At 30.7% G+C, this 11,990-nt stretch carries 11 protein-coding genes; 1 reads left to right on the forward strand and 10 read right to left on the reverse strand.

What is annotated here, in order from left to right; genetic code table 11:
• Positions 1-49: 49 nt before the first annotated feature.
• The gene (locus NE544_RS06955; RefSeq protein ID WP_256268820.1) at positions 50-904 is read left to right on the forward strand and encodes a YitT family protein; all 855 of its coding nucleotides are present in this window, start codon (positions 50-52) and stop codon (positions 902-904) included.
• Positions 905-1,030: 126 nt separating this feature from the next.
• On the opposite strand, the gene NE544_RS06960 is transcribed toward NE544_RS06955, so the two are convergent.
• The 10 genes from NE544_RS06960 to NE544_RS07005 form a co-directional block, all read right to left on the reverse strand.
• On the reverse strand, positions 1,031-1,498 hold the full coding sequence (locus NE544_RS06960) for a PTS glucose transporter subunit IIA (RefSeq protein WP_256268821.1): 468 nt from the start codon (positions 1,496-1,498) through the stop codon (positions 1,031-1,033).
• On the reverse strand, positions 1,498-3,105 hold the full coding sequence (locus NE544_RS06965; RefSeq protein ID WP_256268822.1) for a PTS transporter subunit EIIC: 1,608 nt from the start codon (positions 3,103-3,105) through the stop codon (positions 1,498-1,500). The genes NE544_RS06960 and NE544_RS06965 overlap by 1 nt, the downstream gene beginning before the upstream one ends.
• A 14-nt stretch (positions 3,106-3,119) precedes the next feature.
• Complete coding sequence (locus NE544_RS06970; protein WP_256268823.1) at positions 3,120-4,151, reverse strand: aldose epimerase family protein; 1,032 nt, start codon at positions 4,149-4,151, stop codon at positions 3,120-3,122.
• Positions 4,141-5,532 (reverse strand): 6-phospho-beta-glucosidase, encoded by a 1,392-nt coding sequence (locus NE544_RS06975; protein WP_256268824.1) that lies wholly within the window; start codon positions 5,530-5,532, stop codon positions 4,141-4,143. The genes NE544_RS06970 and NE544_RS06975 overlap by 11 nt, the downstream gene beginning before the upstream one ends.
• 137 nt (positions 5,533-5,669) lie before the next feature.
• The gene (locus NE544_RS06980) at positions 5,670-6,527 is read right to left on the reverse strand and encodes a MurR/RpiR family transcriptional regulator (protein ID WP_256268825.1); all 858 of its coding nucleotides are present in this window, start codon (positions 6,525-6,527) and stop codon (positions 5,670-5,672) included.
• Between the two features lie 182 nt (positions 6,528-6,709).
• On the reverse strand, positions 6,710-7,042 hold the full coding sequence (locus NE544_RS06985) for an ATP-binding protein (RefSeq protein ID WP_305145716.1): 333 nt from the start codon (positions 7,040-7,042) through the stop codon (positions 6,710-6,712).
• 662 nt (positions 7,043-7,704) lie between these two features.
• Entirely contained in the window at positions 7,705-8,334 is a 630-nt protein-coding gene (locus NE544_RS06990) for a putative bacteriocin export ABC transporter (protein WP_256268826.1), read from the reverse strand.
• On the reverse strand, positions 8,331-10,361 hold the full coding sequence (locus NE544_RS06995; RefSeq protein WP_256268827.1) for a DUF1430 domain-containing protein: 2,031 nt from the start codon (positions 10,359-10,361) through the stop codon (positions 8,331-8,333). Before NE544_RS06995 ends, NE544_RS06990 begins: the two co-directional genes overlap by 4 nt.
• Positions 10,362-10,389: 28 nt before the next feature.
• On the reverse strand, positions 10,390-10,650 hold the full coding sequence (locus NE544_RS07000; RefSeq protein WP_256268828.1) for a hypothetical protein: 261 nt from the start codon (positions 10,648-10,650) through the stop codon (positions 10,390-10,392).
• A partial coding sequence (locus tag NE544_RS07005) for a hypothetical protein (RefSeq protein ID WP_256268829.1) occupies positions 10,631-11,990 on the reverse strand: 1,360 nt, incomplete at its 5' end. The genes NE544_RS07000 and NE544_RS07005, both read right to left, overlap by 20 nt.

The following is an 11,990-nucleotide window of genomic DNA, read 5'->3' on the forward strand; positions in this document are numbered from 1 at the left end:
TTCTTTTTTTACATTTTTTTTGGCATAATAAAAAGTGGAGGTTTTACAAATGAAAACGAATACATTAAAAAGCTTTTTAACTATCACACTTGCCATGTTTATCATCAGTGTCGCCATATATTTCTTCTTAATTCCTAGTGAAGTTATCACTGGAAGTGTTACTGGTTTAGCTATGGTTTTAGCTAAAATCACAAGCCTATCTATTTCTACACTTACCTTTGTGCTCAACGCCTTATTGTTGATTCTAGGTATCGTCCTAATTGGTAAAGAGTTTGGGGCAAAAACGATTTATGCCTCTTTATTATTACCTTTATTTCTAGCCGTATTTGAAAGAATCTATCCAAACAATATTTCTTTAACACAAAATGCTGTTTTTGACATGGCTACATATATATTGATTTTAGCTTTTGGACAAACCATACTATTTCGTGTAAACGCATCGAGTGGTGGAACAGATATTATTGCGAAAATCGTCAATAAATATACACATATGGATTTAGGCAAAGCTTGTACATTAGTAGGTCTACTCATTTGTACAACAAGTCTAATTGTATATGATATTGGTGCTTTAGTGGTTGGTGCTTTGGCAACCCTAGCCAATGGTCAGGCTGTAGATTATTTTATTGATGGTTTTAATAAGAAAAAGAAGATTTGTATCTTATCCAAAGAATATGAAGTGATTCAAGATTATATTATGAACACATTAAAGCGTGGCGTTACTTTATATTCGGCAAAAGGTGGTTATGATAAGACAGAGCATACAGAGCTTGTCACAATCATGGCTACAAATGAATATAAAAAATTACTATATTATCTTCAAGAAAGTAATATTGAAGCTTTTGTAACAGTATCAACAGTTAATGAAGTCATCGGTACTTGGAATAATAAGAAAAATCACATTTAAAAGGACTCAGTCTCATAGTTTAATTGCATTTTCGATAATCCTTTTTGTATTTGAAATGGATTGTGATATTTTGTTTTTAATATACAAGAAAAGACTGTAGCGAATCACATATCGCTACAGTTTTCTTTATTTATATTGAACTTTTATTAAAGGTTTGTCTAATTGATTGCCTTTTTCCAATTTAGAAATACGCTCATTATTAACAACTACCATCATCGTAATCGTATTATACCCTTTTTCTTCAATCATTTCTTTATCGAAACATATAATAGGCTGACCTTTATTTACTCTATCATTTATATTCACTTTCTTAACGAATCCTTCGCCTTTTAATTCGACTGTATCCAATCCAACATGAATCAATATTTCAATACCATCATCTGATTGAATCCCAATCGCATGAAGGCTATCTTGTATCATAACAACTTGACCATCAATAGGTGAAATAATTTCTCCATCACTCGGGTTGATTGCGATTCCATCACCTAGTAATTTGTCTGCAAAAACTGAATCAGGAACATTTTCAATAGGCACAATATCTCCTTGCGCGCATGTAAAGATTTCTAATTCATTAACTTTCTTTCTAAAAAACATTATTGACTCACTTTCTCTACATATTCTTCAAAATCACTTTTTATAACTGTTACCTGTGGACCATAAATGATTTGAATTCCTTTACCCTTTTTAATTAATCCTTTTGATCCTGATTCTTTTAACAATTCTTCATTCACTAAATTTTCATCTACAACAGTTAAGCGAAGTCGAGTTGCACAAGCATCAATATCCACTAAATTATCAACTCCACCTACACCTTCTAGAATTAATTCTGATTTCGTGTTATTTTTATTTTTCAAATCCTCTTTAGTATACAGCTTAATATTTGTTGAATTTTCTTCGCGTCCTGGTGTCATAATATTAAATTTCTTAATCAAGAATGAGAAGATTAAATAGTATCCTATCGCGTAGATTACAAATAAAACTAACATCATTGGCCAATTTGTCTTTGTTGGTCCTTGAAGCAATCCATAGAGTGTAAAGTCAATCAAACCACATGAGAAAGTTGTTCCAATACAAATATTCAATAGATGACATAACAAGAATGATAAACCTGCTAAACCGCAGTGTAAAACAAATAGTCCTGGAGCAATAAATAAGAATGTAAATTCAATAGGTTCAGTAATACCTGTTAAGAATGAAGTTAAACCTGCTGAAAACAATAAACCGGCTACGACTTTCTTATTTTCAGGTCTAGCACATTTATACATAGCATATGCCGCTGCAGGTAATCCTGCCATCATAAATGAATATTTACCACTCATAAAACGACATGCATCTACGCTAAAGCGTACCGTATTTGGTGATGCCAATTCTGCAAAGAAGATATTTTGTGCACCTGCAACTACAACTCCATCAATAGTTGCCGTTCCACCAAGTGCTGTCTGCCAAAATGGGATGTAGAATACATGATGAAGACCAAATGGAATCAATGCACGTTCAAGGAATCCAAAAATAAATGTTCCTGCATATCCAGAAGCTGTTACTAGATTACCTAATGTGAAGATTCCACTTTGTACAAATGGCCATACAAAGAAACAAAGAATTCCTACGAAAATATACACGATAGTACTGATAATTGGTACGAATCGAACTCCTGAAAAGAATGATAATGCCATAGGCAATTCTTGTTTGTAGAACTTATTGTGTAATGCTGCAACTCCTAATCCTACAATAATTCCTCCAAATACACCCATTTCTAAAGATGTAATTCCTAGTACACTAGATAATTGTCCTTGCAAAACAAAATCTGCCTGACTTCCATCTGGAAGAATATAACCAGAAATCTTTAGCATCGCATTAATAGATGTGTGCATTACAATAAACGCAATTCCAGATGATAAAACTGCAACGGCCTTTTCTTTTCTTGCCATACCTAGTGCAACTGCTAATGCGAAAATCAAAGGTAAATTTCCGAAGATTGCTGTACCTACCTGAGACATAATCGTTAACAAACCATTTAATACAGTTCCTGATCCTAATAATCCTGTTAAATGATATGTCTCAATCGTTGTTTGATTTGTAAACGAAGAACCTAATCCCAACAAAAGTCCTGCGATTGGTAAAACAGATACTGGTAAAAAGAAAGACTTTCCTACCTGCTGGATCGTAGCAAAAAACTTTCCAGACTCTTTAGACTTATTCATATTTCATTTTCCTCCTAATAAAATTGATACATTGTCGTTGAAATAAAATTTTTATTTGAATCAAAAATTGGTTTTTCAAAACCCTTTGTGTTAATAGCATTTGGAAAATAATCCGGTTCCATACAAAATGCATCATACTTTTTATAAACAACCCCATTTTTACCTATTGTATTTTTTAATGAATTTGATGTATAAAACTGCATTCCTGGCATATCCGAGTACACATCCATATGTATTCCACTTTTCATACTTCTAGTTTGAGCAATTAATCGAAATCCCGTATGAGGATGATCGAGTACATAGTTATGGTCATATCCTTTTTCAATTTGTAACTGGTGATAATTTGCGTTCAATCTATCTTTAATAAATGAATACTTTGTTAAATCCATTGGTGTATTTTTTACTTCTCTAATTTCACCAGTTGGAATTATATCTTCATCAACAGGCGTAAATGATTTCGCATGAATACAGAACTCTGTAGAAAATATATTTTCTCCCAAATTAAAATATGTATGATTCGTAACGTTTAAAATCGTTCTTTTATTTGGTGTCGCAAAGTATGACAATATCAATCCATTTGTCTCTGTCAATGTATATGTCATCTTTATATAGACTTCGCCTGGAAAACCTTGCTCCATATCACAACTTAAATAAGATAAACATACAGAATTTTCACCAGTGATTTCAAAATCCCAAATCACTTTATGAAATCCATGCTCTTTGTCACTATGAATATTATGGTTTCCTCTATTCTTATCTAATAAATATGTTTTGCCATCCAATTCAAATTTTGCATTCGATATACGATTTACATTGCGACCTACCGTTGCCCCAAACATTGGATGATTATCAAGATATTCTTCTAATGAGTCATATCCCAATACTACATCCTGAAAATTACCCTTTTTATCTTTAACAAACAAGGATATTAGAATAGCACCAAAATTAGTGATTACTGCTTTCATTCCTTGTTTATTTACGATTTCAAACTTGTAAACTTCTTTGCCCGATGGATGTATTCCAAATATTTCTTTTTTAACGCTCATGAGCAATAATCTCGTTTACTACTGAATCTTTGATTGTTACATTTTCTTTTTCTAATTTTTCAATTGTAGACTTAAATTGTGGTAAATAATTCTTATGTGCAATCAACAATTCATCCAAAACACGTTTTGCATTTTCTCCCGATGGAATCAATTCATTTAATGTAAATGCTTCAAGTGCAATTCCATAATTACCTGTAACTGCAGCTTCAATTGTACATTCTTCCATTGCCTTCATACATTGAAGCCATCCTCTTTGTGCACTTGGTAATTTTCCCCAAGCAACAGGCATTGCTCCTTTTGCTCCAATATAGCAACTTACTTCAACAATTGAATCTTCTGGCAATTCTGGAATTGCTCCTCTATTTTTTGTGCTGACAACCATATGAGTCTGCTTATTGTTATAAATCGCATTGATACATTCACACGCTGCATCGCTGTAATAAGCTCCACCACGTTTTGATAACTCTTCCGGTTTATGATCTAAATTCGGATTTTTATATAATTCAAACAATTTATTTTCTGTTTCTTTTACTTGTTGACCACGAGTACCAATTGTTTCATATTCCATCAAACTATGCTCTAACATTTCTTGTTGACGATAATAATATCTATGGTATCCACAAGGAATCATATTCATTTCTCTGATTTGTTCTCCAAAGAAAGGAACGTTATTGATGTTTGCTGGAAGACCAACATCTTTTCCATCCAACATAGCATCAATCACTTTACTTGTTAATTCATTTCCATCTTTATCATATACTTTGTGCCAATGAAAGTGATTTAACCCTACGAATTGATAAATCAACTCATTTGGATCTACATTTAATGCAATAGGCTCTTTCATCATAGCAATCGTTGGAACATTACATAAACCGATACAACGATCCCACTTTCCGTATTTAATAACTGCTTCAGTTACCATTCCACTTGGATTTGTAAAATTAATTAACCATGCATTTGGACATAATTCTTTCATATCCTCTACAATATCAAGAATTACAGGAATTGTTCTAAACGCTTTAAAAATTCCTCCTGCTCCATTTGTTTCTTGTCCTAACATTCCATAAGACAAAGGAATTCTCTCGTCTTTAATTCTAGCTTCCAATAAGCCCACTCTAAATTGTGTTGTAACAAAATCCGCATTTTTTAATGCCTCTCTACGATCAAAGGTTACATGCACTTTTACATCATAGCCTGCTGCATCCCACATACGTTGTGACATTTTAGCATCAATATTTACTTTTTCTTTTCCTTGTTCAATATCGACAAGCCAGATTTCCTTAATAGGAAGTTCATTGTAACGTTTAATAAAACCTTCCATCAATTCAGGTGTATAACTGCTTCCGCCACCAATCGTAACAATTTTCAATCCTTTTTCCATAATGTTTTCTCCTTTTCTATTGATAGCTTTAATTTACATTTCACCCAATTGTTATTCAATATGCCCAAGAATCGTAGATAGTTTTTTCTACACAAAATAAAAAAGATTCAAAAAAATCTGAAACTTTTTGAATCTTTTTAATCCTCTGGTCGATCATCCATATAATCAATTGAATCATAAATATATTTTGTATTCTTTTTTCTTTTCTCATTATAAATACAACTATACAAAACATCCATAATATATTGCATAGCTATATGACTTGAAAACTGAGACATTCTATCTCGATTATTTTCAGAATCACTAATCGATAAATGATATGTCACATATTGAGAATAATAATTACTTCCTGCTTTTCCAATTTGTATAACTTTCACACCTTTTTCATATAATTTTTTTACAATTGGCAATATAAATGTAGCCTTTCCCGAATAAGATAGAATAATCGCTACGTGTTTTTGGTCCGAAGCCAATACAGTTAATCTTTGATTATAAAAGCTGCTTGGACAGTTTACACTTCTTCCAATAGTCAACATTTTATCTTGAAAATTTTCTGCTATATTTGAATTATGGGCATGAGTATAAACATCAATTACATCTGCCGAATCTATTAATTGTGAAACTGCTTTGATTTGGTCTAAATCAACATATTCAAATGTATCTTTAATAGCCTTCTCATAAAGTTCTAAAAGCTTAAAAGCTATCTGTCTAGGATTATCCTTTGCCTGAAATGGATAATTCACATTGATATAGGAATTATTTTCTAATAAATCAGCATTTTCTTTTGCGATACTCACTTTTAAATCATTGAATCCATTAAACCCAATCTTTTTCACAAAACGATGAATCGCAGATTTTGATATAAATAGTATATCAGCCAATTCTTGAATCTTTAGTTTCGTAACCGCATCTTTATTATTTAAAATATAAGATGCAATTTCTGACTCTAGCGGTGTCATAGAATCACATAGTTCTATCCTTTTTTCCAATTTCATGTTATACACCTCCAACTATTCCAATAATATCTAAGAATTCTTAAAATATAAAGAGAAAAATTAATAAAAGCATACTATTCACTTTCAAAAGTTTAAAAAATTTCATTTTTTGAAAGTGAGGCAATACTATGAAAACCATTTGATAGTGGTAATTTAAAGATAACCAATTTGGATCGCATTATTTAGTTTTCAAATGAATCCATTACGTCTTTTATTCTATATGATGGACCTACTATACTGACTATATGTGAATGATGCAGTAGTCGATCAAGTATCGCATTTGCTATTACAGGATCTCCGAATATAGTTGACCATTTAGACAGATTCTTATTTGTTGTAATTATAGTTGATCGTTGTTCATATCGCCTTGATATTAACTGGAAAAACAGATTCGCATCTTCTTTGTCTAAATTGATATATCCAATCTCATCTATTATCAGCAGTTTCTGGCGTGTAAAAAACTTAAGTCTTTGATCCAGTCTGTTCTCAGATTCAGCACGTTTCAATTGAAGCATCAATTCACATGATTACAAGCAATGGTGTTAAGTTAAAAATCAAGAATCAGTTAATGTTTTTAAAAAAGAGAGTTTATCGAGATTACAATTATAACTTTAATCAAAAACTTAAATCTACATTTGACTATCTACTTGATGTGATTTACATCTATTATTAATTTGTGTTAAACTACGATTGCAAGGAAAAACATTAGTTTTGAGGAGGCAGTCTTGGAAACGACACTGCTTCCTTTTTTATTTATTTAGCACAACTAAATAAACGACAAATAAAAAAGCCCATCAAATCATATAAAATGTAAACTGGTTCAAAAGTCAAGGACAAATATCTGACAGTTCTTGTTAAATGAGCGTCGCAAATTGTGATGCTCATTTTTATGCTTATAATTTATATGTTGTTTGCACGACAAAAGGAAGTACTGATTTTTGGAACAGTTTACATATTCTTCGAGGTTTTTCTGTTTAAAAGTCTGTGTCCTGTATGTGTCCTACTTGTGGCCTACGAATACAATTTTATCTCAATTAGGCAAAAGAAAAAAGCCTTTATATAAAGACTTTTGCTTTCTTTTAGTAAGTAAAATACTAACGTTTAGAGAACTGAATGTTTCTTTATTTAAAGCATATTCAGTTATTTTTGCGTCTTATACGCGTGCTTAAAGTGCATTTTAGATATTTATTATACGATCTGCTCTTTCTACAAGCTCTTCATCATGACTGACTATCACAATTGTTTTTCCCTGTGACTGCATTTTCTTTAGGATTTTAAACACAACTTCTTTGTTTACTGAATCCAAACTTCCTGTTGGTTCATCTGCCAAAATCAATTGACATGGTTTGATTAAAAGACGAGCTAAGGCAACTCTTTGTTGCTCTCCACCAGAGCATTCACATATCTTTTTATTTTCGAAACCTTTTAAACCCACATCTTCAAGTGCTTTTAATATTCTTTCCTTCTTATCTGGAAATGAAAAGTGATCAATAGACAAATACAAGTTGTAATACACGCTCTTATTATCAATCAACGCAAAATTCTGGAATAAATATCCTATTTTTGCCTTTAACAATTTATTGGCTTGTATAGAAAATGGTTTTACATTTTTCTTATCAAAAATCACAATGTTTCCTTTATCTGGGGAATCCAAAAGACCAATCATATTTAACAATGTAGATTTTCCTGATCCTGAAGCACCTTGTATTGCGACAAAACTTCCTTGTTCTATTTCCATTGAGAAATCATCAAAAATCACATGATCATGATATTGTTTATGAATCTTATCAACAACTACTACCTTCATTCCAAATCTCCTTTCAAGGATAACAACACTTTCTTTCTTTCAAAATACGTTCTAAAAATTAGAGCTATTATAAAATCGATTAGAATTGTGAATATCCACAAATACAAGCCTATTGTCGAAATATTTTTTACAATTAGAACCATCCACAACAGCAAGACAAGATAAACAAACAGATTCACAATAATAAAATCACGATATTTTTGCCAGATGTTTTTTCCCAACAAACAATTTAAAGAAATCATCTTTCGATTTTCTAAAAAATATAAGTATATAGATTGATACTGGAACAAGAATAAGACAATCACATATACAAAAAGTAATATAGATGAATCTATAATCAATTTATTGATTACCATGGTCTTTTTTCCATAATCATAATTTTCATATGCATAATTCATATTTTGATACAATCCCTTAGATTTCAAGAAATCATTAATGGACCTCTTTACGGTTTTATCTTTATCCTTAATAAAAATACCAAATTGACTCATATCATAGTTTTCATCCACAACATAAATAATTGGATTTTTTACATGCCAATTATCCTCTCTTAAACTATGCGAAAGCATGACATAACCATCATCAAGTTGATCATACTCACACTCCGTAGCCAAACAATAACTTTCATCTACATTCACTGATTTTGGAGCATAAAGAGTACCCGGTTTAAATGTTTTAACTGGCTTACCATCCTTATATAAATCATATTCCTTTAAATACTCCTCATTTACAATGATATAAGGATATGTTATTTCATCCTCATCACGATTTATTTTGGTTGAGAAATCTTCATATATATATGGATATTCTCGAATCTTTTCATTCAACTGGCTCATCGCGTCTTGGTATCCCAAAGAAAACATATTTATATTAACACCCTCTAAACGAAGATAATTATTATAGGTTTCTTTGTATTTATTTAAGTAATACCCATCCTGAACCACTTGAGATGTATACTTGAAAGAAGTCAATAATGGTATAAATATTGAAATCAAAAAGACACATTTCAATATAAACAGAGTCATTGAAATCCATCTAAACTGAGATTTTTTCAATATAACAACCGATTGAATTTGACTTAATAAGACATATATTATAAATCCAACTACAATCAGACAAAGCACAAAAAGAAGGACTGACTGCAGTAAATATTGAATGAGTTCATGAGTAACAGGTCTAAAATTTTGAACTACAAGAAGATATAATAAAGCTTGTGTTAATACAAACATCAATACGCTTAACAAATAAAATTTTCCATATAGCCTCTTATATATAAACCATGAAGATGCACCTTGCATCTTCCGAATAAAAACTTCTTTTCTAGATGTCAATGCATCAGATAAAAGACATAATAAAACCGCAATTGCTAAATACATCAAAATTCTCTTTAGAAACGAATAGTCAATCACGCCTGTAGAAAAATCAGATGTTGTGATATCACCATCCACTTTCAATTCAGATAATATTTTCGTATCCTCTAAATCCTTCAACAAATCCTGTTTGGAATTTGTGACAAAGTACAAAGGAAACAATGTATTGCCATTCCAATCTTCTATATAATTCGCAAAAGTCTTTATTCTATACACCTCATTGTATTCTCTATGATAATCTTGATCAATAAAATCAATCGTTGCATACCTATTTTTATCCTTATATGAAGAAGACAAATAATAATTGCTATTTTTAGTAAAATCAATCGTTTTATTTTCTTCTGTATAAATCGGTAGTTTATTTTGTTTTGGAAGATATACATATTTCGTTTTTATATTTTTAGAAACTATGCCAACAAAACAAGGATACGAATGTTCTTGCAAAAAAGAATACACCTGATTAAATTGTTTTGTTCTTTCTTGCTTATCTTCACTCAATTTTAAATCAATTGGAATAACTTCCATATCGTTTTCTTGAGCAAACTTGTAACTCAGATTTATCACATCATTATATTGTTTCTGTGACAAGTTAACATAACTATCATAGAAAATAATACTTGATATAAAGATAACCAAAACCATTATTATTTTCTTCATAACCTGCTCCCTACTTTTTCAATTGTAGTTAATCAATATCTCTTGTTCGAACATAATACAAAGATAGTAGTACCACTTCTACAATTCCATATGGAAACAACCATAAATATGCAAATTCTGGATGTAATTCATCAATAGGTGTTTCTGAATTTTGGATTACAATTGCACCAGACTTTATATCTTCTACTTTTTTCTTATCATGATAGATATGCAAAGGACAAATAATAGCAAGTACAATTATGCATATCAATAATACTCTTCCTGGCTTTTTATTCATAATAATTTTCATTAAACACCTTTCTATTTAATACAAAAAGCAAAACATTGTATATTAGCAATACTATCATTCCAATTGAATATGGAAAACTACTTGTTCCAGTAATTATCATTGTTGGATCTCTATAAGTAAGTGGATTAATTATATTTATCATATTTAAAGAACCTAGCGGCGATAAAAAGTATAGTCCTACTATAACAAATAAACTAATAAATAATCCTATATACGCATTTTTAATAAGATAAGAAACCATAAAAGTAAACTGATAATAAACACCAATCAACAATATAAGCATTACTACTGTCAAAATAATGACAATTCCTAATGTCGTATAATCCAAATAAGGATTTCGTGCCATTTCTGTACTGTAATATGTTAAACCTACATTATACATAGCATTTTTCGAAATACAGCGTTGTGTTCCATTTACAAAATCTTTAATTCTTGAAAAACTAAAACCTGTAATTCCATCCATATTAGCTAAAATTGGATATTTAAAATTTTGAAATCCTGACTTTATGCCTAGAATGATTGAAAATATTAATATAGGAACGAATACAACACCAAGAACCAAAATGAGATCTGAAGTAAATTTGTATATATAAAATTTATTTTTCAATCCAGGTATAACCATTAAAGATTTATCCAAACCATCGTCATGATAATTTTTTCGTACATTAAAAAATAACAATACAATTAGAATGGGAATGCCCAAAAACAATACATTTCGACTTAGTTGTATTAAAATTGTAGCACTGTCTACGCTTGAATAGCAAAGAGGGCTTAACTCATTTCGGTATAATCTCTCAAAATAACGTGCTCCCTGCTGATATGCTGGAATCATTTCATAGCCAGCCGTTCCTACAGGTTGAAACCATGTGCACTCTTTGGGATTTAGTGGTACTCGTGTTAATTTATATTTTTTTTGAATTTGTTTTAACTCTTTCTCATGATTTGTATAATCAAAAGTAGAATGTGATTTTATCGGTACGCTCGTACGCATATCCACATTGTAACAATAGACTTCCATACCCGTTATATACATTTTCTTCCACTGTTTATTCTCTTTGTAGTATTCAAAAAACTTCCCTTTATTATTTACAGATTCAATCTGTTTTTCGATATATTTTCTTTTCGAATCAGGTAAATTAAAACCAGTTAAAGCACTAACTTCCATTGATCCTTGAGATAATGAAAATACGTCTTCTATCTGTGCCTTATTGTTTAATACAACCAACATAACAAGTTCGCATATAAGCAAAAGCCCAATTAATATTTTAACTTGTGATTTTTTTAATGAATATAACGGATGGGCAAGCCCATCCAATACGGTAAAATAAGTCCAGTTGATA

Source organism: Holdemanella sp. MSK.7.32, from assembly GCF_024460475.1.
Taxonomy (GTDB): Bacteria; Bacillota_I; Bacilli_A; order Erysipelotrichales; family Erysipelotrichaceae; genus Holdemanella.

What these genes read in the sequence shown, in the direction of transcription:
- NE544_RS06955 (WP_256268820.1), top strand. Translation starts at nt 50, where the DNA reads ATGAAAACGAATACATTAAAAAGCTTTTTAACTATCACACTTGCCATG.
- NE544_RS06965 (WP_256268822.1), bottom strand. Translation starts at nt 3,105, where the DNA reads ATGAATAAGTCTAAAGAGTCTGGAAAGTTTTTTGCTACGATCCAGCAG.
- NE544_RS06995 (WP_256268827.1), bottom strand. Translation starts at nt 10,361, where the DNA reads ATGAAGAAAATAATAATGGTTTTGGTTATCTTTATATCAAGTATTATT.
- NE544_RS06985 (WP_305145716.1), bottom strand. Translation starts at nt 7,042, where the DNA reads ATGCTTCAATTGAAACGTGCTGAATCTGAGAACAGACTGGATCAAAGA.
- NE544_RS06960 (WP_256268821.1), bottom strand. Translation starts at nt 1,498, where the DNA reads ATGTTTTTTAGAAAGAAAGTTAATGAATTAGAAATCTTTACATGCGCG.
- NE544_RS06970 (WP_256268823.1), bottom strand. Translation starts at nt 4,151, where the DNA reads ATGAGCGTTAAAAAAGAAATATTTGGAATACATCCATCGGGCAAAGAA.
- NE544_RS07000 (WP_256268828.1), bottom strand. Translation starts at nt 10,650, where the DNA reads ATGAAAATTATTATGAATAAAAAGCCAGGAAGAGTATTATTGATATGC.
- NE544_RS06980 (WP_256268825.1), bottom strand. Translation starts at nt 6,527, where the DNA reads ATGAAATTGGAAAAAAGGATAGAACTATGTGATTCTATGACACCGCTA.
- NE544_RS06975 (WP_256268824.1), bottom strand. Translation starts at nt 5,532, where the DNA reads ATGGAAAAAGGATTGAAAATTGTTACGATTGGTGGCGGAAGCAGTTAT.
- NE544_RS06990 (WP_256268826.1), bottom strand. Translation starts at nt 8,334, where the DNA reads ATGAAGGTAGTAGTTGTTGATAAGATTCATAAACAATATCATGATCAT.